The sequence below is a fragment of the Exiguobacterium sp. TNDT2 genome (assembly GCF_003331145.1).
Taxonomy (GTDB): domain Bacteria; phylum Bacillota; class Bacilli; order Exiguobacteriales; family Exiguobacteriaceae; genus Exiguobacterium.
In genome coordinates this window covers 29,681-53,149 of sequence record NZ_QLVE01000024.1, presented here as the reverse complement: position 1 = coordinate 53,149, position 23,469 = coordinate 29,681, and the positions used below count along the sequence as shown (strand labels likewise).

General features: G+C 54.0%; 22 protein-coding genes. 17 read left to right on the top strand and 5 right to left on the bottom strand.

The window, feature by feature from the left end; translation table 11 throughout:
• Position 1 precedes the first annotated feature (1 nt).
• From DPV68_RS11845 to DPV68_RS11825, 5 genes are read left to right on the top strand one after another with little or no spacing between them, the layout of a single operon-like run.
• Positions 2 to 718, top strand: a complete 717-nt coding sequence (locus DPV68_RS11845) for a WbqC family protein (RefSeq protein ID WP_114167009.1) — start codon at positions 2 to 4, stop codon at positions 716 to 718.
• Positions 719 to 728: 10 nt separating this feature from the next.
• Positions 729 to 1,892 (top strand): DegT/DnrJ/EryC1/StrS family aminotransferase, encoded by a 1,164-nt coding sequence (locus DPV68_RS11840; protein ID WP_114167008.1) that lies wholly within the window; start codon positions 729 to 731, stop codon positions 1,890 to 1,892.
• Positions 1,892 to 2,863 carry a glucose-1-phosphate thymidylyltransferase RfbA gene (gene rfbA / locus DPV68_RS11835; RefSeq protein ID WP_114167007.1) on the top strand — a complete coding sequence of 324 codons (972 nt, stop codon included), beginning with the start codon at positions 1,892 to 1,894 and terminating at the stop codon, positions 2,861 to 2,863. The genes DPV68_RS11840 and rfbA overlap by 1 nt, the downstream gene beginning before the upstream one ends.
• Positions 2,769 to 3,827: a dTDP-glucose 4,6-dehydratase gene (gene rfbB / locus DPV68_RS11830; protein ID WP_114167006.1), complete on the top strand. Its 1,059-nt coding sequence runs from the start codon at positions 2,769 to 2,771 to the stop codon at positions 3,825 to 3,827. Before rfbA ends, rfbB begins: the two co-directional genes overlap by 95 nt.
• A 12-nt stretch (positions 3,828 to 3,839) precedes the next feature.
• Positions 3,840 to 4,451, top strand: a complete 612-nt coding sequence (locus DPV68_RS11825; protein WP_114167005.1) for a sugar transferase — start codon at positions 3,840 to 3,842, stop codon at positions 4,449 to 4,451.
• Positions 4,452 to 4,503: 52 nt separating this feature from the next.
• Here the strand turns inward: DPV68_RS11825 and DPV68_RS11820 are convergent, their stop codons facing one another.
• Positions 4,504 to 5,163 (bottom strand): excalibur calcium-binding domain-containing protein, encoded by a 660-nt coding sequence (locus DPV68_RS11820; RefSeq protein ID WP_198662302.1) that lies wholly within the window; start codon positions 5,161 to 5,163, stop codon positions 4,504 to 4,506.
• A 224-nt stretch (positions 5,164 to 5,387) separates the two neighbouring features.
• On the opposite strand from DPV68_RS11820, the gene DPV68_RS11815 reads away from it, so the two are divergent.
• The gene (locus DPV68_RS11815) at positions 5,388 to 6,032 is read left to right on the top strand and encodes a thioredoxin domain-containing protein (RefSeq protein WP_114167003.1); all 645 of its coding nucleotides are present in this window, start codon (positions 5,388 to 5,390) and stop codon (positions 6,030 to 6,032) included.
• Between the two features lie 42 nt (positions 6,033 to 6,074).
• Here DPV68_RS11815 and DPV68_RS14865 read toward each other — a convergent pair whose 3' ends face one another.
• Entirely contained in the window at positions 6,075 to 6,227 is a 153-nt protein-coding gene (locus tag DPV68_RS14865; protein WP_157964174.1) for a hypothetical protein, read from the bottom strand.
• Between the two features lie 219 nt (positions 6,228 to 6,446).
• Here DPV68_RS14865 and DPV68_RS11805 point away from each other — a divergent pair, with 219 nt between their 5' ends.
• The 3 genes from DPV68_RS11805 (at position 6,447) to DPV68_RS11795 (ending at position 8,791) form a co-directional block, all read left to right on the top strand.
• Positions 6,447 to 7,688, top strand: a complete 1,242-nt coding sequence (locus DPV68_RS11805; RefSeq protein ID WP_114167001.1) for a UDP-glucose dehydrogenase family protein — start codon at positions 6,447 to 6,449, stop codon at positions 7,686 to 7,688.
• A 105-nt stretch (positions 7,689 to 7,793) separates the two neighbouring features.
• Positions 7,794 to 8,528, top strand: coding sequence for a DUF3784 domain-containing protein (locus DPV68_RS11800; protein WP_114167000.1), 735 nt, complete (start codon positions 7,794 to 7,796; stop codon positions 8,526 to 8,528).
• Positions 8,525 to 8,791, top strand: coding sequence for a hypothetical protein (locus DPV68_RS11795; RefSeq protein WP_114166999.1), 267 nt, complete (start codon positions 8,525 to 8,527; stop codon positions 8,789 to 8,791). The genes DPV68_RS11800 and DPV68_RS11795 overlap by 4 nt, the downstream gene beginning before the upstream one ends.
• A 31-nt stretch (positions 8,792 to 8,822) precedes the next feature.
• On the opposite strand, the gene DPV68_RS11790 is transcribed toward DPV68_RS11795, so the two are convergent.
• Positions 8,823 to 11,528 carry an EAL domain-containing protein gene (locus DPV68_RS11790; RefSeq protein ID WP_114166998.1) on the bottom strand — a complete coding sequence of 902 codons (2,706 nt, stop codon included), beginning with the start codon at positions 11,526 to 11,528 and terminating at the stop codon, positions 8,823 to 8,825.
• 116 nt (positions 11,529 to 11,644) lie between these two features.
• Positions 11,645 to 13,216 carry a C40 family peptidase gene (locus DPV68_RS11785; RefSeq protein WP_114167096.1) on the bottom strand — a complete coding sequence of 524 codons (1,572 nt, stop codon included), beginning with the start codon at positions 13,214 to 13,216 and terminating at the stop codon, positions 11,645 to 11,647.
• A gap of 301 nt (positions 13,217 to 13,517) precedes the next feature.
• On the opposite strand from DPV68_RS11785, the gene DPV68_RS11780 reads away from it, so the two are divergent.
• Positions 13,518 to 15,371 (top strand): sensor domain-containing phosphodiesterase, encoded by a 1,854-nt coding sequence (locus DPV68_RS11780; protein WP_114166997.1) that lies wholly within the window; start codon positions 13,518 to 13,520, stop codon positions 15,369 to 15,371.
• 112 nt (positions 15,372 to 15,483) lie between these two features.
• On the opposite strand, the gene DPV68_RS11775 is transcribed toward DPV68_RS11780, so the two are convergent.
• The gene (locus DPV68_RS11775) at positions 15,484 to 15,924 is read right to left on the bottom strand and encodes a MerR family transcriptional regulator (protein WP_114166996.1); all 441 of its coding nucleotides are present in this window, start codon (positions 15,922 to 15,924) and stop codon (positions 15,484 to 15,486) included.
• A 321-nt stretch (positions 15,925 to 16,245) separates the two neighbouring features.
• Between DPV68_RS11775 and DPV68_RS11770 the strand changes: the two genes are divergently transcribed.
• The 7 genes from DPV68_RS11770 (at position 16,246) to DPV68_RS11740 (ending at position 23,407) form a co-directional block, all read left to right on the top strand.
• Positions 16,246 to 16,458, top strand: coding sequence for a hypothetical protein (locus DPV68_RS11770; protein ID WP_029594867.1), 213 nt, complete (start codon positions 16,246 to 16,248; stop codon positions 16,456 to 16,458).
• Positions 16,459 to 16,529: 71 nt separating this feature from the next.
• Positions 16,530 to 16,670, top strand: a complete 141-nt coding sequence (locus tag DPV68_RS11765; protein WP_016510821.1) for a YvrJ family protein — start codon at positions 16,530 to 16,532, stop codon at positions 16,668 to 16,670.
• A 26-nt stretch (positions 16,671 to 16,696) separates the two neighbouring features.
• Entirely contained in the window at positions 16,697 to 16,909 is a 213-nt protein-coding gene (locus tag DPV68_RS11760) for a hypothetical protein (protein ID WP_114166995.1), read from the top strand.
• A 29-nt stretch (positions 16,910 to 16,938) separates the two neighbouring features.
• Entirely contained in the window at positions 16,939 to 17,151 is a 213-nt protein-coding gene (locus DPV68_RS11755) for a DUF2922 family protein (RefSeq protein ID WP_114166994.1), read from the top strand.
• A 113-nt stretch (positions 17,152 to 17,264) separates the two neighbouring features.
• Positions 17,265 to 20,006 (top strand): hypothetical protein, encoded by a 2,742-nt coding sequence (locus DPV68_RS11750; protein ID WP_114166993.1) that lies wholly within the window; start codon positions 17,265 to 17,267, stop codon positions 20,004 to 20,006.
• Positions 20,007 to 20,126: 120 nt separating this feature from the next.
• Complete coding sequence (locus DPV68_RS11745; RefSeq protein WP_114166992.1) at positions 20,127 to 21,950, top strand: methyl-accepting chemotaxis protein; 1,824 nt, start codon at positions 20,127 to 20,129, stop codon at positions 21,948 to 21,950.
• 197 nt (positions 21,951 to 22,147) lie between these two features.
• Positions 22,148 to 23,407, top strand: a complete 1,260-nt coding sequence (locus tag DPV68_RS11740; protein ID WP_232819631.1) for a methyl-accepting chemotaxis protein — start codon at positions 22,148 to 22,150, stop codon at positions 23,405 to 23,407.
• The last annotated feature ends 62 nt before the right edge of the window (positions 23,408 to 23,469 follow it).

The window sequence follows — 23,469 nt, the reverse complement described above, 5'->3', positions numbered from 1 at the left end:
CATGAACGTCGCCATCATGCAACCTTACTTCTTCCCTTATCTCGGCTATTTCCAATTGATTCACGCAGTCGATGCATTCGTCGTGTATGACGACGTCCACTTCATCAAGAAAGGATGGATCCATCGCAATCGCATCTTGCTTGATAGCGTTCCTCATCCGTTCACGTTGTCCGTCCAAAAGATGAGTCAAAATCGTTTGATTGGTGACCATGAACGGGCGCAACCGGATGAGATTGCCGAACAACAGTTGCAGTTGTTGCGACACGCTTATTCCAAAGCGCCCCAGTTCGAACATGCCTATCCATTGCTTGAGCGGGTGATTCGTCACCCGGAACGAAACGTTGGGAAGTATTTGGCATATGGCCTCGAAGAAGTCGCCCGGCACCTCGGCATCTCGACGACGTTCATCCTGTCCTCAGAGCTGAACGCTGGGGTCGGGTTGAAAGGTCAGGCGAGAATCATCCATATATGCGAGCAGTTGGGAGCGACGCATTATATCAATGCGATCAATGGGGTAGACTTGTACGATGCCGACGTGTTCGAGCAGACGGGAATCGATTTATCCTTCATCGAGACCGAGTCGATCGCGTACGATCAAGGACCGTGTCCGTTTCAACCGAATTTGTCCATCATCGATGTGATGATGCATTGTTCCCCACAAGAAATCCGGCTCATGCTCGACCGTTACGCACTCGTCTCGAATCGCCAAGTGACCTAGGAGGTGCTGTATGCTACACATCGTCGATATCCAATCCGCCGCTTTCCCGGCAAATCAGCCTGACCGTCCGCCAAAAGCCATCCCCGTCACGAAATCTGTGCTCCCATCGTTGGACGAATACATGAATGAGATTCGTGAGTTGTGGACGTCAGGATGGTTGACGAACAACGGCGCAAAACACCAGCAACTTGAACGAGAACTTGTCGATTATCTCGGGGTCGAACACGTCTCCTTGTTCACGAACGGCCATTTGGCACTCGAGGCGGCGATCGAAGCCCTCGGATTGACGGGCGAGGTCATCACGACCCCTTTCACGTTCGCCTCAACGAGCCATGCCTTGATCCGTAAAGGATTGACGCCCGTGTACGGTGATATCCGTCCAGACGACTTTACGCTCGACGCTTCCAAATTAGAGCGGCTGATCACGGCGAAAACTTCGGCTATCCTGCCCGTCCATGTGTATGGAAATGTATGCGATGTCGAAATGATCGAGGCGATCGCCAAGCGGCACAACTTGAAAGTGATTTATGACGCGGCCCATACGTTCGGCGTCAACGTGAACGGACGAGGGATCGGCACGTACGGGGACGTCTCGATGTTCAGTTTCCACGCCACGAAAGTGTTCCATACGATTGAAGGGGGTGCGTTGACGTATAACGACCCGGCATTGAAATCCCGTTTCGACCAGTTGAAAAACTTTGGTATCACGGGCCCGGAAACGGTCCAAGCGCCAGGCGGGAACGCCAAAATGAATGAGTTTCAGGCGGCGATGGGGTTATGTAACTTGCGTCATATCGATGAGACGATCGCCCGGCGAAAACGCGTGCGCGAACAATATGATGCGTTGCTCAAAGATGTCCAAGGGGTTCGGATTTTGACACCTCAACCTGGCGTCGAAACGAACCATTCCTATTATCCGATCATCTTGACGGCAGAACAGAATCGACGAGATGAGTTGCATGATGCTCTGGCGCAGGAAGGCATCTTCACCCGGAAATATTTCTATCCGCTCGTGACCGACTATGCATGGAACCAGAATCGGTTTGCGAGCCGTCGCACCCCTGTCGCCCGTGAGATTGCCGAACGTGTGCTGACTCTTCCGCTCTACCCGGACCTTGCCTTAGAAGATGTGACCCGGATTTGTACGATGATTCAAGAAAGGGTGAAGACGTGATGAAAGGGATTATCTTGGCAGGTGGGAACGGAACGCGCCTCTACCCGATGACGAAGGCCGTTTCCAAACAACTGTTACCGATTTACGATAAGCCGTTGATTTACTATCCGATGTCCGTGTTGATGCTTGCCGGGATTCGGGAAATCCTGCTCATTTCGACCCCGCAAGACATCAAAGGATATGAGCGTCTGTTCGGGGACGGTCATCAACTCGGGATCGACATCTCGTATCAAGTGCAGACGAAGCCGGTCGGACTCGCCGATGCATTTATTCTCGGGGCAGATTTTATCGGTGACGACTCGGTCTGCCTCATTTTAGGAGACAATGTGTTTTACGGCCCAGATTTGACGCGCTTCTTGAAGCACGCACAGGCAAAAAAACAAGGGGCGACCATCTTCGGCTATCCGGTCAAAGACCCGCGTGCCTTTGGCGTCGTCGAGTTTGATTCAGAAAACCGGGTCGTCTCGATTGAAGAAAAACCGGCGGTGCCAAAATCGAACTATGCGGTACCAGGCCTTTACTTCTACGACAACCAAGTCGTCGACTTCGCCAAACGCGTCGAGCCTTCCGCTAGGGGCGAACTTGAAATCACGTCGATCAACAACATGTACCTCGAGCGCGGGGAGTTGAATGTCGTTCTGTTCGCTCGTGGGATGGCATGGCTCGACACCGGGACGCCCGAAGGCATGATCAAAGCGTCCGTCTTCGTCCAAACGGTCCAAGAGCGCCAAGGATATTACATCGCCTGCCTCGAGGAGATCGCTTGGCGTCGCGGGTTCATCACACGAGACGAGTTGAAAGATATCGGGTTGACGCTCAAGATGACTGATTATGGACAATATGTCTTATCACTCGTCGAGGAAGGGGAGAGAACGGATGCGAACAATCCTAGTGACTGGCGGAGCCGGGTTCATCGGTTCAAATTTCATAAAACACTTTCGGGCAAAACATCCAACGTACCGCATTCTTAACGTCGATGCGCTCACATATGCCGGGAATCTGGAGAACCTGCGGGAGTTTGAGGCAGATTCGCTCTACCAGTTCGAAAAAGCCGATATTTGTGACCGAGAAGCGATAAACCGATTGTTCACGACGTATGAAGTCGATGAAGTCGTCCACTTCGCGGCAGAGTCACATGTGGACCGGAGCATCACCGAGCCTGAACTATTTTTGACGACGAACGTTCTCGGGACACAAGTGCTGCTCGACACGGCGATGCGGCATTGGAAAGTCACGCCTGACGATAAGTACAGCCGTGCGTATAAGGAAGGCGTCTGTTTCGTCCATGTCTCGACGGACGAAGTGTACGGGTCACTCGGCGCGACCGGTTATTTCACCGAAGACTCGCCGATTGCCCCGAACAGTCCGTATTCGGCATCGAAAGCGAGCTCCGATCTGCTCGTTCGGGCCTATTATGAGACGTACGGGTTGCCCGTCAAGACGACGCGATGCAGCAACAACTATGGACCGTACCAGTTCCCGGAGAAGCTCATCCCGCTCATGATTCATAACTGTCTGTCGAACTTGCCGTTGCCGGTTTACGGTGACGGGCAACAGGTTCGGGATTGGCTCCACGTGAGTGACCACTGCGCGGCCATCGATGTCGTTCGAGAGAGCGGACGCTTCGGCGATGTGTACAACATCGGGGGGCACAACGAAAAAACGAACTTGGAGCTCGTCCGCATCATCCTGAAAGCGCTCGGACGATCTGAAGAGTTGATTCACTTCGTGCCAGACCGTCCGGGACACGACCGGAGATATGCCATCGATGCGACAAAAATGAAAGACGAACTCGGATGGATCCCACGATATCGGTTTGAAGATGGGATCGCCGAGACGATTCAATGGTACGTGGAGCATCCCAAATGGATCGAACGGATCGTGTCTGGCGCCTATCAATCTTACTACGACTCGATGTATTCTTCGTTCCGATAGGAGGGGTTTTCCATGTATGCACGTTTCATAAAACGCCCCCAGGATGCGGTACTCGCATCGACCGCGCTCGTCGTACTGAGCCCCGTCCTCGTGACGATTGCCGGTCTCATCAAGTGGAAGCTCGGTGGGCCGGTGTTGTTCAAACAGAAACGTCCCGGGAAAGACGGTGTCATCTTCGAGATGGTGAAGTTCCGGACGATGACCGACGAACGGGACGAGCACGGGGAGCTATTGCCAGACGAGAAACGTCTCACGCCATTCGGGCAAGCGCTTCGCTCACTCAGTCTCGATGAATTGCCGAGTCTATACAACATCGTCAAGGGTGACATCGCCATCGTCGGACCGCGCCCGCTACTTCTCGAGTATTTGCCACGGTATAATGCCGAGCAGTGCCGCCGACATGACGTCCGCCCTGGACTGACAGGTCTCGCCCAAGTGAATGGCCGGAACCGGTTATCTTGGCCGGATCGCTTTGCGCTCGACGTCAAGTACGTCGACAACGTCACGTTTTTAAACGATTGGAAAATCATTGTGCAGACGGTCGCGAAAGTCGTGAAGAAGGACGGTATCTCGTCGGATACGGCGGCGACGATGGAGGCGTTCATGGGAGAGGAATTTAAATAACAAAGGCATCGCACTTGAGCTCATATGCTTAAGTGCGATTCTTTTGTCGTTGCTACTGTTCGAACGGACCGCAGGCAATGCCATCCCCGTCCATATCCAATGCGAACGAATAAGCGTCATGAGCGAGCTCGACGCCGTCGGGATAATACAGGTTCAACTCTTCGCATGAGTGATACACTTCAAGGAACGCTTCTTCAGGAGGTTGTTCTCTGTAGGGGTTGTTGTCGTAAGAGTGAAAGTTGTCGAGTTCTTTCTGCAATAGCTCATTATCGGACAATGCGACACGCAACTTGTCTTCAAGCGCGTAAATCTCACTGCGCTGGCTTTGAATCGTCTCTTCTAAATCGATTGTCTTCTCGATTAACGTTGCGTTCAATGAGGTTTCTTTATACGCGTATTTGGCTTCGAGTTCTTCGCGAACTTCCCGCTCGATTTCGATGCGCTGCCATTCCAACTCTTCCTCATGTTCCTCGGTCAGTTTTAAGCGTTCTTCATCATGGGTTGACGCTAATGTCTTCAAGTCGGTGGTCGTTTCATTCAATGCTCGTTCGGTTTGATAAACGTAGAAGCTCGTGCCAACTAACACGAGACAGAGTAGCGTCGCGAACATTTTCAGCTTCGTGCGATTGACCGGACGTTCGGCGAACCAAATGAAGACGAGACTGATTGCGCTGAGTAGGCAGACACCTGTAAGGACATACGTGACGGACATGAATAGGCTCCTTTCGTTCGTTTTTCGACTCATTCTCTTATACCACATCCAAATCCTGCCTAATCTTTCCTCCTTATTCATTATTTAGTCAGGTGTATGGTTAGTGACCACAATGGCATGGCTCATCAGTTTTGTCTCCTCGTTCAACAGAACGTCACTCGAGTTTGCCGTTCAGACGTGGTATAACTAAATATGTGAATCATTGAACAAATGGGGGTTTTGACATGAAACGATGTTATCTGCTTTTGGTTGGATTGATCTTTGTGCTCGCAGCTTGCGATCGAAGCGAGGCCGTCGACGCGACGAAGCTGCACACGTACACGAAGTACGAACTCCCGCTCGAGGACAAAGTCGCGCTCGGGGAAGGGGAGCATGAGATCGTGTTCGTCTTCGACTACAGTTGTCCGTGGTGCAAGAAATGGATGGAAGAGGTGCTGCCGGAAATCGAGGAACGCTGGCTTGAGACGGGCGACGCGACGTTCAAAGGTCAACCGCTCGTGTTGTTGAACGAACAGTCTCAACTGCTCGCGAATGTGGATTATAATGTGGAACGGCTCATCCCGGACCGCTACTATGAGGTACAGCGCGCCATCGGGCTCGACTCCGGCTCTGACGGGTTCGGGACGGAAACTTACGCTCGGGAACTCGCGGCTCAGTTCAACCTCAATGTGGACGAGTTGCTTGAGGGCCATGTCGACATCGGGATTCAAAACTCACGCTTGTTCACGCGCGATTTTGGCGTCGCCTACGTGCCGACGGTGTACGTCGACGGCATCCGACTCGTGGACGCGTTCAGCTTAGAGGAAATGGCACATATCATGGAAGGGACGATCAAAGCAGGGGACACGGTGAAATTGCCGCAACAATGAGAGGTTTCTTGCTGAACCAAAATAAGGCATTCGACATCGCTGTCAAATGCCTTGCTGCTTGTTCTGTTTATTTTGTCTGTCTTTGCGCCACTTCCAAACGAACAGACCGATGAGCGCGAGGACGGGTGCCGCAACCCAAGGACGGGCTTCGATGATGGCGACGAGCTCGAAAATCGAGAGCCATCCGCTAATCATGATGAGAATCAGCAGGAAAGTCTTGAGTCCACCTCGAATAGGAAACCAGTAGAACACGAAAAGCGATATTAAAAAGAAAGCGAGCAATCCCATGCGATTATTCCTTTCTAGCCTCATTTTGACTCATTATAGCAGAGAATATTCAGAGAGTGTTAGAGCCTTCCCTTGTGCGCCGCTTTTCGGTACTGTTAGTAGAAGACTATTGAAGGAGGAACTATCGTGAAATTTGGAATCATCGGCCTTGGCTATGTCGGGCTGGCCACCTTGTGCGGGTTAGTGAAGGCGGGGCACGAGGTCATCGGTGTCGAGAAAGATCAACCGAGACTACTTCGTCTCATGAACGGGGACGTCCCGTTCCATGAACCAGGCATGGCAGACGTATTACGTGACTATCCAGGTTCAATCACGTTCACGGACTCGATTGCCGATACGGAAACGGTCGATTATATCGTCCTCGCCGTCGGTACGCCGAGCAAGAAGGACGGAAGCTGTGATTTGACGTACGTCGACGCCGCCTTGTCGGAGGTCAAGTCAGCACACAAAATCATCATCCGCAGCACCGTGCCACCGGGAACGACCGACATGCTGTCCATCATGTACCCGGCCCACACGTTCGCCGTCGTGCCGGAATTCCTCCAAGAAGGACGCGCCCTCGCCGACGTGTTAAAACCGCACCGCGTCGTCATCGGCAGTGACGACCTTGAGATGTGTGAAGAACTCGCGGGCATTTACGGACGTCTCGGTGTCCCGCTCGTCTGCACGTCACCGATTGATGCCGAATTCATCAAATACGCCTCGAACGCGTTCCTCGCCACGAAAATCAGCTTCATCAACGACCTGGCGCGCCTTGCTGACAAGGCTGGGGCAGACATCACGACGATTGCCGACGGGATGGGGCTCGACCCGCGCATCGGACGTTCGTTCTTGAATGCCGGACTCGGCTATGGAGGCTCGTGTTTTCCGAAAGACATGCAAGCGCTCTTGAACGTCGCGCGTGAGAACGAGCTCGACTTGCCTGTGATCGGTGCCGCCATGCATGCGAACGATGCCCAGATGGCATACGTCGCCTCGAAAGTTGAACGAAAGCGCGGGCTCAAAGTCGCTTTTCTCGGCCTCGCCTTTAAACCGGGGACGGACGATATGCGTGATGCGCCTTCCATGACGCTCGCGCGGCACTTGGCGCTCCGTGACGTCGATATCATCGGGTATGACCCGCTCGCCACGTGGAGTTTCCCACAAGCGACGACGGTCGAAGCGGCGCTCAAGGGAGCGGACATCGCCATCCTCGTGACGGAATGGGATGAGCTCGTCAACTTGAAGCCGGAAGCGTTCGACGGGATGCGGACGAAGCGATTGATTGACGCCCGCAACGCCTGGAAGTACGGACGTAACCCGGGTGGCGTCCAGTATGAAGGTGTCGGCCGAATGCAAAATAAGATGAATACGCCGTCTTCGACGTGACGAGAGGTGAGACCCCGCGGGGCCTCACCTTTTATCATGTCTTCAAACGGATGAAACGTCGCCAGCTTTTTTTCGTATACTATGGAAGAAAGGAGTGACGTCTCTATGTGGGGATTCATCATCGCAGCACTTATCTTGTTCTTCCTCGGCTTTGCCGTCCATCGCTTGGGCTGGCACTTCCTCATCTCGGGCTATAATACGATGAAGCGTGAGGACAAAGCGCGCGTCAACATCAAGGCGATGGCGCGATTGATCGGCCTCATGTGTTACGGCTTAGCCACGATTTTCCTGTTGATCGCCGCCATCCATGGGCTCGGATTCGGACTCGACATCCCGGTCGAGCCGTTCTTCGTCCTGATGCTCGCCCTCATCGTCGTGACGCTTTGGCGCGCCCAAAAATACGACGGCAACATTTATGACGAGGACGGACATCTCCGTCCCGGCGCTAAGAAAAAACTTGTCCCGGTCGTTGTCGTGTTGATTCTTCTCGTGACGCTCGTGCCGGGCCTCTGGTTCTGGTTCAGCCAACCGACCGAGGTGACGTTCACCGACACGGCGCTCGTCATCGAGGGCAGTTACGGGGAGACGGTACCGTACGAGGAAATCGAGGCCGTCACGTTGACGTATCGGCCGAGCCTCGACCGCCGGACGAATGGCGCCGCCGTCGGCTCACGTTTGACCGGCCACTTCCGGACGACGGGCGGAGAGGACGTGCTCGTCTTCCTCGACCGGGACATCGAGGCTGCCGTTCGCATCGACTGGAGCGGCAAGCCGATTTATGTGAACGTGGAGTCGAACGAGGCGACGGAAGCGTTATATAGGGAGGTACGACTGAAATGAAGCAACCTTGGTATACACGGCACATGCCGTTCTTTTTCTTGACGTTCTTGTTCGCCCCGCTCGCCCTGCTTCTCCTCGTCTGGCGTTGGGAGAAGTTCGAGGGACATGAGCGGGGCGTCAAGCTGTTCTTCGCCATCGGGATGACGGTGTTCATCGTGTTCGGACTGTTGCCGCGCGGGTCGCTCCCGATCATCTTACCGGTCATCGGCCTGTTGATCGCCCTGAAGCTCGTCTTCCAGCTCATCAAACGAAAAACCGGCTGACATATGTCAACCGGTCGCATGAGGTCCTCGCTTAACGGGGACCTCTTTTTTCATTCACCCACGCCTCGAAAGCGGCTGCGTCGAGGGCGGGGGCGTAGTAATAGCCTTGCCCGAGCTCGACACCTTCGGCGAGGAGACGCTCCAAGTCTTGTTTCGTCTCGATGCCTTCGGCGAGCGAGGTCAGCTCTTGTTCGCTCGCGAAGCTTGAGACGGCCCGGAGGAACGACGTACTGTCTTTCGCTTTGCCGCTGACGTACATGCGGTCGATCTTCACTTCTTGGATCGGCAAATGCCAAATCGCTTCGAACGAGGCGTAACCGGTGCCGAAGTCGTCGATCGAGAGACAGTAGCCGAGGTCGGCGATGTCTTCGAGCCGTTCGAGCTCGTTCGGATGCGACATGATGTCGGCCGACTCGGTCAGCTCGATTTTCAAGTGGTCCGGGAGCCATGGATGTGCGTCAATCAAGTCCCGTAATTTCATGACGATGGACGGGTCGACCGAATGGGCCGACAAGTTGTACGACAACGAGATGTCGGCGAACGGCGTATCGCGCCAGGCGACGAGTTGACAGACGACCAAATCGAGAATCGAGTGGGAGAGCCAAAGGATCTGGTCCGAGCGTTCGGCGATGCGGATGAACTCGTTTGGTGGTACGTCGCCGATGTCCGGATGGTGCCAACGCGCGAGCGCTTCGGCCCCGACGACACGGCCTGTTTCCAGCTCGACCTGCGGCTGATAGGCCACGGTGATATGGCCTTGCTCGATCGCTTCGGGGAGCGCCTGTTCAATCAAAGCGGCCCATTGAAGCTGCGCGAGGATGCTAGCGTCGTACCAGACGAACGGGGTCCGTGTCTCTTTTGCATGTTGCAACGCCTTCATTGCTTCAAATAGACAATCGGTATAGTTCGGCGTCGTCTGCGTCGCCCCGATCTGCAGATGGACGGTCTGGCGTTTTTGATTGATCAACAGCTCGGTCGGGAACAGTTCCAGCAATTCAAGCTCGTCAAGAGTGTTGAGTCCTTTCACATACAGCATGAGCGTGTCATCACGATAGCGCCCGAACAAATGATGTGCGTATTTCTCAAGCCGCTCCTCGACGTGACGGGCGAACTCGGTCACGAGCAGGTCGGCATACGTCGGGTCGTACCAGTCGACGAGATGATGAAAATCATTCAGTTTGATCAACAGGAACGTGCCGTCGATGTCGTGTTTCTCCCATGCTTGAAGGAAACCATACTCGTTGTATAGCTCGGTGGCGAGGTCGAACCGAACGAGCCGGTCGACTTTGCGCTCGCGCTCGACGCGTTCGGTCTCATCTTCGAGGATGAGGTAGTACGTGAGTGTCTCGCCGCGCTTGAGGGGGATGATTTTGACATTCAAGAAGCGAACCCGTTCCCCTTTCAAATGCAGGATGAACTGGGCGCTCGTCCCGTTCTCGTTCACGCCGGCAAGTGCCTCGCGCAACAGGCGGCGTCCCGTATCGGTGAACAGTTGGTTGATTTCATATAAGTTGCGTTCCCCGAAGAATTGGCGGAACATCTCGTTACGTTCGATGAAGTTGTACGTGTCATCGATCAACGCGATGGCGAGACCGGTCTCGGAGAAGAGCGACGACCAGCGCTCGTGGTAGCGGAGCAGGTCGTTCGATTTCGTCTCGAGCGCATGGACTGTCGAATGTACACTGACAGCAATGTCGCGGAGCTCGTCTTCGATGCCGCGGAAGTCATGGTTTGGCGGAAACGTATCCGCGACCGGTTCTGTGCACGGGTCGATGGCGAGGGCCCGTGCCTTTAAATGCGCCAAGTCGTCCGCGTACCGCTTGCGCGTATAGCTCAGGGCGAACAAGAGCCCGGCCGACAACAAGAGTGTGGCGATGAGAGCGGTAAAGGCGAGCGTGGTGTAACGGTCACGCTCGGCCAAGAGCATGTCGTCTGCCGTCGAACGCACGGTTTCGAGGGCGGCGTGTGAATCTTCATAAAAGTTCGCACCGTTGACGTAACGGGCCTCGAGCGTCGAATTGGCTGCCGTCACCCGACCGAGGGCGAGCGCGCTCTCCATCAAATCCTCGACCGATTTGGTTTTGAGCGCCGGGTCGTTCGCGACGATGTCTTCGATCAGCCGGGCCTCGTTCGCGATCCTCGTCACCTCAGAGTCGAGCCGGTCTTGGTCCGGTGTCTCGGCGAGCAGGTTCGTGACGCCCTCGACGAACGACATCTGCATCCGCATGACGGCATCGGTCAGCTCATAGGCCGTGTTCGCTTGGGCGGTCCGTTCAAGTCCTTGATACAGCCAGCGCCGGTTGATCGACTCGATGACATCGAAAGGCACGGCCTCGAATCGGCTCGACCCGTCCTCGTTCAACGTGTCCTCGAGTTGTTCGGAGAAACGGAGCAACGCCTCGCGTTCACGCTCGTCGACCCCGGTCTCGAAATCGTTGAGCAATTGAACGTTGTATTGAAGCGCCCGTTCACGGTACGGTGCCGACAACAGGGCCGTCGGTTGATTCGAGTTCGTCTCGTAAAGCTTTGCCGCATGGTGCAAGACGAGATAGGACTCAACCCCGGCCAAGTCGTCGGCATGACGCAAGTCGCGCACCGTCTCGTCGACGGCGACGTGCTTTTCTTTCCAGTAGTAGCTCAGTCCGAGCCCGAATGACAATACGCCGATGAGACAGGCGACGGCGAGGGCCATCGTGTAAATCCGGTACGGAATGTTAGCGAATCGATTCTTTCCCATCGGACACCTCCTTCTTTCTCTTCCCATTCTCTAGGTCGTGTTCGAGTCTTACAAGGGAAATCCTGCCCAATGAAAAAAAAACCCGACAAAGGTCGGGTCAGCTTATGCGTCAAAGGTCACGGTCGTTTGTAGCCGATGACGCGAGACTTCCAGTAAGGTTCTTTACTGAGCGCGTTGTACCCGAGGCCGTGCGTCCCGGCGTGGATGAACGTGTCCGCGTCGACCATGATACCCATATGGGACGGGCCGGCCGTATATGTATTCTCGAAGAAGATGAGGTCACCCGCTTGCGGGACGAACGATTCGCTGAGCTGGGGCCCGAAATAAGCCCCGGCCCAATAGTTGGCGACGTTCGTGCGCGGGATGTTGACGCCTGACTGGTTGAAGACGTAATAAATCAGTCCCGAGCAATCAAAACCGCCATTGGCCGGGCTCGATGAGGCCCATACGTAAGGCGTGCCGACATACTTTTTGGCGACGGCGATCGTCGCAAGACGGGTCGCTTGGGCACTCTTTCCGTTGATTGCCGTGACGAACGCTTTCGACACGAAACCGGTCGTCCCGTTTTCTAGGACACGGTAGTGCGACGAGGTCTCGCCGACGACGTTCAAGAAGCCGCCGCGGAGTGTCGTGCCGACGATCGCGCTCGAGTCATTCGCCTGTGCGCGGATCGCCGCCGGGCTCGCCGTGAAGAACGTGTGCGCGTCGTAAGATCCCGTCTCCCATGTCGGGGCCGTCGTCGCGCCTTTGGATACGGATTTGACGTAAGATGCCGAGACGAAACCGACCGTGTTGCCGATGTAGATTTGATGCCATCCGTTCGACGTCTGGACGACGCGGAGCGTCTGGCCGGCCGTGACACTGCCAATGACGGCAGCGCTCGTCGCCGCCGAGGCGCGGACGTTGAGGGATGGGGTATTGACGACGTAATCCACTGTCGCGTTGCCCGCACCGCCGTCCCCGGCGTTCGGTGTGACCGGCGCGCTCGGCGCCGTCGTCGTCTGCTTCAAGTAACCGGTGCTGACGTAGCCGCTCTTGCCGTTATACGTGACGTACACCCATGTGCCGCTCTGTTTCGTCGCGTTGACGCTTGTGCCGTTCGGGATATTCGTGACGAGGGCATACCCAATCCCTGGGCCTTGACGCACGTTCAAGTTGGCCGTCGTGACGAACGACTGGCTGATGGTTTCTTCTTTAAGCGCGGGCTTCGCTGGTGCGACCGGTGTGGCCGGTTGACTCGGTGCCGATGTCGAGGCGGCTTTCTTCAAATATGTATTGGCGACAAAACCGGTCTTCGCACCGTATTTGACACGGGACCAACTGCCCTCGGTGTTCAAGACAATGACCGCCTTGCCTTTCGGGATCGTGACGAGGACGTTTGCCTTCGTCGACTTCGAGGCACGAAGGTTCAAGTTGACGGTCGTCGTTTGGACCACACTTGACGAGGTTTGAATGGTGGCCGGTTTGACGGTCTCTACGGCGCCTCCGCTCAACTTGAGTGCTTGGCCAATGGCGAGACGATCAGAGCTTAAGTTGTTGATGGTTTTCAACTGGGCGACCGGCACGTCGTGGATTTGACTGATCGACCAGAGCGTGTCGCCGGCACGGACGACGTGTGTGCTGGCTGCGGCGGTTTCATCGGCCTGGGCGACGATGCTTACGGCGGCGATGGCTGCGAATGAGTACATAAGACCGGACTTAGCGGACATGAGGTCACTTCCTTCTTTTCAATTCCAGTGACGAGATCGACAGGTAAAGCAATACATGTTTATTGTATGGGGTACGCATAGGGCAAGCAATGGTGTAAATGGCTCAATCAGTGGGTTTTTGTTGAAAACGAGGTCAATATTTTTGGGACGGGGATGAGTGGAAAGGACTAAAGAAATAAGGGAAACCGATAATTGACTTTCTGTTGAATTTTGGGAATCAATCGGCAGCGTGATTCATGCTATCATGGATGCATAACGTTTGAACGGGAGTCGGGAACTTATGAACGAGGGGAACCAGTTATCACATATGTATCGCAACCACCAAGAGAAACTGTTCGAACTCATCCGGATGCCTGACGTGACAGAGGAAGCGGTCCGGCAGACGCTCCATTATATGTGCGAAGTCGTAGCCGACATGCTCCATGTCGATACGGTCTCGATTTGGCACTTCGACGAAACCGATGCCTCGATCCATTGCCAAGTCGCCTATTCCAAAGAGCATGGCCCGAGCGAGCCGACGCTGACGATTTTGCGAGAAGATGCGCCGGATTATTTTGATGCGTTGCGGACGAATCGAATTCTGCGAATCGAAGACGTGCGGACGCATGAATGGGTGAAAGACCTGTATCAGCAATACTTCATCGAAGGCCAACGTGTCCAGTCGATGCTTGACGCGCCGATTTATGCCAACAGCCGGGTGAAAGGTGTCATCTGTTGCGAGACGTTCGCCCCGCGTCAATGGACGTTCATCGAGGAGTTGATGGTCAGCACGTTGTCCGACTTTATCGCCATTCTTTATCTTCGGCTTGACCGCCACGTGACCGACGAACGGATGGCCCAACTTGCCTACACGGATGAACAGACCGGTCTGATGAATTTGAACGGGTTTGTCGAACGGGTGGACGCGCTCAGAGAACAAACGCCTCATCAGCTGGGCTCGTTGATTTATATACGAGCGGACGAGTTCCGTTCTGTCGAGACGGCGATTGGCATCCGACGTGCTGATGAGATCGTCATCGAGCTCGGGAACCGGCTCCGGCAAGTTGTGGATTCGACGTTACTGGCCCGAGTCTCGCAATCCGGGTTCGTGCTATGGACGCCTTACGGGGACCGAATTAAAGTCAAAGGGTACGCCGATTTGATTTGCGAGGCGGTGACGAGTGAACCGTTCGCGGTCGAGGAGCTCGACGTGATTTTAACGATGAGCGCCTTCATCTCGATCGAGGACAAGGCCCGCTCGACGCTCGAGCTGATGGACACGGCCCGGATCACGGCCAATGAGCGACACGTGCAACGCGGCGGCATCGCCTTCTATGAAGAAGAGATGAGCGAAAAGGCGACAGCCCGGTTGACGCTCGAGATGAACCTCCGGAAAGGGCTCGCCATGAACGAGTTCACGTTGTATTACCAACCGAAGATGGATGCGGCGACGGGTAAGTTGAACGGATTTGAAGGGTTGATGCGCTGGGTGCATCCGAAACAAGGATTGATTCCCCCGCTCGACTTCATCTCGCTCGCCGAATCGACCGGCGTCATCATCGCGCTTGAAGAGTGGGCGCTCGCCGAGGCGTGCCGTCAATTGAAGACGTGGCACGATGCGGGTCGAATGTATCACCTGGCCTTGAATTTGTCGGCTCGTCACTTCTTATCGGATGGGGTCGTCGACAAACTGGCCTTGATCGTCAAAGAGATGGGCGTCTGTCCGACCTATTTGACGTTTGAGATTACCGAAAGCGTCGGGATGGAGAACCAGCAGCACGTCATCGATCGTTTCATCGCCTTTCGAGAACAAGGATTCTCGATTTCGATCGACGACTTCGGCACCGGTTTCTCGGCGTTCGTCTATTTGAAACACTATCCGATCCATGAAATCAAAATTGATCGTCAATTCATCCAAGTGACGGAGAATGACCCGACCGGCAACGTCATCGTCCAGACGATTATCGAACTCGCCCGCGGGCTTGAGCTGAAGACGGTATGCGAAGGCATCGAGACGCCGGAACAGCTCGACACGCTCCGTTCGCTCGGTTGTGACGAGATGCAAGGGTATTATTTCTCGCGGCCGCTCCCGATCGATGAACTTGAGACGTGGATTGAGGACTATGAGACGACAAACGATGATTTGCCGCGGTGAACGGTGGCGATTCATCCGTTCATTGATGGAATGGACGTACGTCTCGATTATTGCTCAATTATCCCAAAAACAGCCCTTCCTGACGATTCAGGAAGGGCTGTCTCATGTCCGCTCATTCATGCGACAGTTTGGTTTTTAATTCTAACTGGAGTATGTACGCCAATTCTTTATGGGCCAACTGGGAAAAGTTTGTCTTTTTGACGTGTGTCCGGGGCCGTAGCCCGCATTCCAAGGCGATATCGACGATAGTTCGAATCTGATTTTCCGTATAGAAGCGCTTGCGTCCCATCGTGAACGGGGTCGGTGGCAAGACGCCGTCGGTTTCCCATTTGATCAACTGTTGCTGGCTACGCGGAATCCCGGCGACATGAAACGCACGGCTCAGTTCTTTTAGTGGATAGATGGTCAATGGGCGTTCGTTGTACAGGAGCGGCTTCGCGTTTTCGGGGCGATAGTCATCCCAGTCAGTCGCGTAAAACGTCAGATCGGTTTGGTCGAAGTCGAGTTGAGCGGAAGGAATAGGGGTGTTGAGTGCGAAGTCTAAGCTGTTCATCTAGAGTATCTCCTTCTTCAAGTCAAACTGGTCATTTCGAAAATGCCCTCCTCCGTATAGTACCCCATTTTCAAGCAAATAACTGCCAGTTTTTTCAAACCGGGGAAATGAATTCGTAGGACTTTAGACATGTTTTCAAAAAAAGATTGACGCTTATAAAGATACCCGAACGAGTATCGAAATTCAAGGAATAAAGCCGATGGCGTTCCAAAACAGGCATCGTTGGTCCTAGTAGGTCTATAGTGGCTGAGAAAAAATTGTCACGACAGATGAGCAACCATTCACCAACTCCGGTTAATAGGGGCGAAGGAGGTGAGACATATGGCAGTGTATCGAGAATACGCAAGCGTCTTTTATCTCGACACGAAACGGCTCGTTGACGGCAAGGAAAAGCGTCAGCTCGTCCGGTTCGGTCCACTCGGTGCGCGGATGGAGACCGAGGAGATCAAGCAGTTCGGTGATCTGTTGATTCCGCTTCTCGCGGTCGAATCCGCCGCATACGTCGTGTCGCGTGAATTCCACGTGACGTTCTAATTGGAGGAACCCCTGATGCGTGTACCGAAGCGTTCCGCCGGAGCCGCATATGGTGATGACGGGGTGGCCCTATGAGCTGGCCCGAACTCATCTCGAACCTCGGCTTCCCGATCGTCGTCTCGCTCTACCTGCTCCACCGGATTGAGACGCGTCTCGAGCGCATGATTCAATTGCTCGAGCGTCTTGACTCGACCTATCCATCTGAATCGTAATCCATCCCCGAAAGGAGCCATTCCCCATGGCCGTATTGACTGAAAAGAAAGCCACGCTCGTCTTGACGATGTACCACGAGATGAACAGTTTGAAACCGACGAAGAAAACGCAGCGTTTCGGTCCGATTCGGGCGGAACTCACGGCTGATGACGCCGAGGCGTTCGGTCACCTCATGCTCGACTTGACCGAGCAAGAAGACTTTCTCGTGTCGGTCGTTCGCGAATACGATCTCGTCTAATCACACCCACACCCAAGGAGGACTAACCCATGACTGAGACTAAAGTAGAAATCGCATTTTTGGATATGTTCAATAAAGTATCGCGCTTTCGTTTGAACAACGTGAAACAACCGGTTGACGCGTTGAAAGTTCAAGCGCTCGCCGACTTCATGGTCGCCAACGACCCGCTCGGCAAGAACGTCACCAAGTGGACGGAAATCAAGATGATTGAAGGCACGGAGACGGTGTTGAACGTTAAATAATCTAAAAGGCATCGTCTCTTTAAAAAGAGACGGTGCTTTTTTCCTGTTTCTCTTCTAAAATTCAAAAATAAACGATATATTTAAATATATTGAACAAAAGGTAGGTTTTGTAAATGAAGAAATGGCATTATATGATGTTGCTCGTCGTATTCTTGTTTGTCGCGTTTCCGAACGGTCAAGCGAATGCGACCTCAAAATTTGAGACGGGCAAATTGCTCGAGCAAAAAGTGAAAGTGATCAAAGGATCGCCTTTCTACTTAGACTATCACGACGGCGTCTCACGTCTTCATGACTTGAAGAATAAGACGACTGTCCCGATCGATTTTAACGGTAATCTCGGAGCCGACCAATCGTATGACGAAGGCGCGAGAAATGGTGAATATTATACCTTCAAAGCCAGCCTTGACCATACCGAGTTCATGGCGACGTTTGAACGGACCGGGGAAATGATTCGCGTCAACCGTGATGGATCGACCCGCGAATTCGTCCCGCCGTTCGACACAGAATCGATTCGACTTATCACATATGATGCAGGCCGTGACATGATGTTGTGGGAGAACAAAAGCACGAAGCAAGTCATAATGACGGATGCGGCTGGAGTCAAAACATGGGAACGTAACTTCTCACAGCATGAACGCGTCATACTAGCGACGACAGTGGAAGAACTCGTCATCGCCGACACGTACTCGGACGTCTTGCACCGCCTCGACGTGGCGACAGGTGAGACGGTCGAGACGATTAAAATGCCGAACACGGTGACGGCAGTATTTGCTGAACCTAAGACAGATCATCTTCTGTTGGAAGGGTTCAGTGATTTACATGTGTATGATATGAAACAAAAGACGATTAAAAAAGTTGACTTGAACAATCAGTCGCTGTACGGCATCAAGTCTATTACTTATCACAATGGTATATATTACGCGATGACCGATTTCAATCGTTTGGTCACTATCGATTTGATGGCCAACACATTGAAAGAACAAAGATTGGACCCTTTCAACGCCAAGCTCAATTATGAGCTGTTGTCAGAAGGATACTTGTTACAAAACGGTCAGCGCTTATTGGCAACGGAGCGGGTCGATTTCATCCCGGGGCAATTATATCCATGGATGAAGGCAATGAAGCCGACTGGAGATGGAAACATCTGGTCAGGCGAGTCCTATCAATTGATGGCGACCGTGGTGACCATCAATCGGACTTCCTATGAAATCCCGGTCGCTGATTTGGGGACAGACGCAGAAGTCGTTAATGCGACACGCTCATTCGAAGAAAGATATATCGTCCCTTCGTTCGATGAGTCGTTCAGCTACGGGATTCGGTTAGGTTGGGTGACGAGCAAACCGGTCACGTTGAAACCGGTGACGAAAGTACCGTTAAATATCGAGACGTCATTTACCAACGGACCGGTCGGTGAGATTACAGGTACGACTGCGCCGAACATGACAGTATACGTGACATGTGAGAATAATAAATATGCGAGCTGTGACGGCTCTGTCACGGCTGATGAGACAGGACGTTTCACATTCTCACGCGGCATTCTCTGGGGAAATCAAACCATCACGATTTGGGCAGCAGACAACGCGACGTATAACCAAGCCACAAAAGCATCGGTCAAACAAACGTTCCAAATGAACGAACCGTCCGATACGAACATTGCCGAAGTGTTGACCGATACGGCGATGGAAGGTGTGACGATTCAGACAAAACCAAATGCCCGAGTCGAAGTGCGTCAATTGTTCTCACCGACCCACTTCGAAGTCCGTGAAGTGAAAGCAGACGCCGTGGGAGTTGCGAAGTTGACCGAGTACAATCGGGACAAGCCGATGTATTACCGTGTGATTTATCGCATTCTCGACACGAACAGTCAGTATGCCGACCTTTACGTATCAACCGATTACCCGGTGCCTGACGTCACGTGGACGAAACCGCCGAAGACGGGCGACACGACGGTGACCGTTCATTATAACGGGTCCCTCTCTCCCTTGCTCGCAGTTGCTCGAAACGGTCGGGACGAGGCGGCGAAACGTCTCGTTTTAGGGACGAACGTCATCACGTTGAAAGAACCACTTTTAGAAGGCCAGACGATTCGACTAATTGTCAGTTTCCGTCCAGAACTCAGCAAGACATTTGAACAAAAAGTAACGAGCGATGCCCCGAAGACGTTACAGATAAATGATGTGCTCGTCACATCGACCAAGTCGACGTTCACGGTGTTGAAAGATACAGCGGCTTTCTTGAACTTCATTGTCGCTGGAAAACCGATCTCCTACACTGAAGTCGGGAAAGACCGTTATCAAATCTCAATCAAACCAGGGACGTCAGTCGTCATCGAGTCGTCAATCGGCTCAAAAAAGATCAAGATGACCTATAAAATTCCGGCGGCATCCTTAACATCGTTCGCACCGTCTGATGAAATGAGCACGTGGAAAGGGCAAACACTTCCGAACGCCGCCATTACAATTAAGGCTGGAACGAAAGTGATTGGCCGCACGACCGCGAACTCGACCGGTAGCTACCAAGTGAAGTTTGCCCGCCAACGGACCGGGACGAAGCTCGTGTTCGAGGCGAAGACCGGTATAGCTCGTGATGCAAAGAGCGCGACCGTCAAAGCAGGTGTCCGACCTACGGTGAGCACTGGCACGATTCGCTCGACGACGAAATCGATTGTCGTCCGAACGAATGTCCCGTACGGCACGGTCACGATTTATAATGGGAAGACGCTCGTCGCGAAGAAAACCATCACATCGACCTCGACGAACGTGTCCATCAAACCACAAAAGCGTGGTTCAAAATTGACGATTAACGTCGTGACACCGGCCAACCGCAACGGACAGACCGTCAAGACCGTTTTATGATGAAGCGAGAAGGTGACTGAGTTTTCAGTCATCTTTTTTTATTTTGGTCAATCTCCTAAAACTTTTCACATGTGGCGACGATATATGAAGAAACGTTGCATGCGAGAGGGGAACATACATATGTCAATGAAACAGAAGTGGCAAGCGGCGCTGAGCCGATTAGACGTCCGGCGCTTTCAACGGGAACCGAAGCGGCGAAAACCGAGCACGCACAAAAGGAGGCAGGGAGTAGGCAAGAACCTGACCATCCGTCAAAAGCTGTGGGGACTCGTCATCCTCGCCCTCATCATGGTCGCGGGTGTCGGCGGGTATTCACTTTTGTCACTTGCCGATGCGAACCGGCAAGGCGATGATATCGTCAATAACTGGAACAAAGGGCTCGACTACGCCCATGAGCTGAACACGCTCGCGGCGAACTATCGCGCGCTCGAACTTGAACACATCGTGACCGAAGATGCGGCCGCGAAAGAAGAGCTGACGACGAGAATGCAAGATATTCGGACACGGATCAATGAGATCGCCCCGAAATATGAACAGACGGCATCCGGCGAGACAGACAGAGAGTTGTTCGCCAACTTCAGCCGGCAGTGGGAGATGTATCAACGCGTGTCAGATAATATGCTCACGTTCAGCACGTCCGGCAACAACGGGATGGCCCGCTCGTATTATGAGGCCCAGTCCCAATCGACATATGATAACTTCACGCAGCGCTTGACCGAGCTCGTGGCTTATAATTCAGAAGGGTCACAGCGTGTCGGGGCCGACATGGAACGCGAGTTCGGGCAGTCGCTGATCGCACTGCTCGCGGTGACGATCGGTGCGGTCGTACTTTTATTGCTCCTTGGACTGAGCTTACTGCGCTCGATCATCAAACCGATGCGCGTGCTTCAAAAGAAGTTTGAGGAGTTGGCCTCACAAGGCGGCGACTTGACGATGGCCATCCCGATCACATCGAACGATGAGATCGCGCAAGTGAGTCGCTCGTTCAATACATTCCTCGCCACGCTCCGTGACATCATGATCGACGTCGACAAGACGGCAAAAGTCGTCCTCGTCTCGTCAAACGAAGTGGCGACGGAAGTGACCGAACTGAGCCGTTATATGGAAGAGACGTCAGGCACGGTCGAGGAACTGACGGCCGGCATGGAAGAGACGGCCGCATCGTCGCAAGAGATGAGCGCGTCGACGGTCGAGATGGGCAGCTCCATCGACACGATTGTCGACCTCTCGAACGAGAGCGCCCAAAAAGCGGGTGATGTCGAGCGTCGGGCCCACGCTATGCGTGAACAAGCCGTCGCATCGAAGACGGAAGCGAACGCCATCATCGAACAAAAACGCATCGAGCTCGACGACGCCATCAAAGGGGCGCAGTCGGTCGAACAGATCCGTGTCTTGACGAGTGCCATCCTCACGATCGCCGACCAGACAAACTTGCTCGCCTTGAACGCATCGATCGAGGCGGCCCGGGCCGGCGACGCCGGTCGTGGCTTCGCGGTCGTCGCCTCGGAGATTCGCAAGCTCGCCGAGAACTCGCGCCAGACGGTGAACGAGATTCAAGCGGTGTCGCACACGGTCATCGATTCGGTCGCCCGGCTCAATACGAGCTCGGCGGATATGTTGACGTTCCTCGATACGAAAGTCCTCGCCGATTACGACCGGCTCGAGGAGTCGGCTACGCAATACGAGGCGGATGCGAATGTGTTCGGACAGACGGCAGAGACGTTCGAGGCGAACGCGCTCCAACTTCGTCATATGACCGATAGCATCCTCCACGTCATCCAGGAAGTCGCGACGACCGTGACCGAAGGGGCGGACGGGACACAATCGATCTCGGAGAAGGTCCAGCTGTCCGTCGAACGGTTCAGTGACGTCCAGACACGGATGCAAGAGACCGAACAGCGCGCGGTCGAACTGTCGAATCGCGTGTCACAATTCAAATTATGAGGGTAGGCCGCAGCCTTGTGCTGTGGTCTTTTTTGTTACAAAAATTGGAACAAAAATTTTGTAAATAAGGTCAATCCGTCCTGAAGTGATAAACATATATGGAAATCATTTGGCATCGACCGATAGAAACCATGTGATTCACAAATAGAAAGAAATTGAGGTGGGAGAGGACGAGTTCCTCGCTCGCGCTCCGGTTGATGCCGGATGTGACGGCATCGATCATCGAGTCGGGCGAGGCGATGCAAGCCGAATCGGAAGCCGCGATGTTGGCGAAACAAGCACAACTTGAAAGTCGGGGCGAACGTGCCTTCATGACCTCTACGGTGATTGCCGTCATCATTTTCTTGTTGACGCTCGCCGCCGGATATATGCTCCAACGCATGGTCACGGTCCCGCTCCGACAACTGTCGGACGAGGTCGGCATCGTCGCCGATGGTGATTTGACGCGCGCTAATCTTGAAGTACTCACACGCGATGAAATCGGTGAGCTGATGCTTGGCTTCAACCAGATGAAAGGCAACCTTCGTGAACTCATCGACGAAGTGACTCGGAATGCCCAAGAGATTACGGCCCAGTCAGAAGAACTGTATGCGAGCACAGAAGAGATGTCGTCGCAGACAGAAGAGACGACACGGATGATCGAACAAGTCGTCAGTGAGACGATCAATCAAGCGGCGGCTGCCTCGAAAAGCGGACAAGCGGTCGCGGCGGCCGATGAGGGTGTCGAACGGATCGCGACCTCGATCGGGACGATCAGCCAAGACGTCCAGACGAGCTTAGCGCTCGCTGAACGCGGCGAACAGACGATTCAACAAGCGAAACAAGAAGTACTCGCACTCGAATCCGAGACGGTCATGACCGGCCAGTCAATCACGGCGCTCAAACAGCAGTCAGACGAAATCGCCCTCATCACTGAGGTCATCCAGTCGATCACCGACCAGACGAACCTGCTCGCCTTGAACGCGGCCATCGAAGCGGCCCGGGCCGGGGAGCAAGGGAAAGGCTTCGCCGTCGTCGCTGAAGAAGTACGGAAACTTGCGGAACAGTCGAAACAATCGGCGTCTCAGATCGCCGGCTTGATCGAGTCGATTCAAGCGCAATCGAACGCGGTGCTCGAACGTCACGCCATCAGTGCCCGTCGCGTCGAAACGAACACGGCGCTGCTTGAAGAAGCGACGGCATCGTTCCAACAGATCGTCGGGCAATTGCACGCCTCGGTCGAGAACACGGAACAAATCCGCGTCGCCTCGAACGAGATTGCGACAACGACGAAACAAGTCGCGACAGCGGCGATCCATATGGCGAGTGACAGTGAAGGCATGGCCGAGACGATGCGCAGCGTCGGGGAGACGGCCGACGCCCAGCTCGCGATGATTCAAGAGTTGAACGGCGTCGCCGAGTCGCTCGGTAATATGACCGGAGACTTGCAGACGCTCATCGGACGTTTCCAAACGTAATGGGGACCGTCCTTTCCTGTTCTAGGGAAGGACGGTTTTTGCGTGTTCCAAGGATTGAGGGG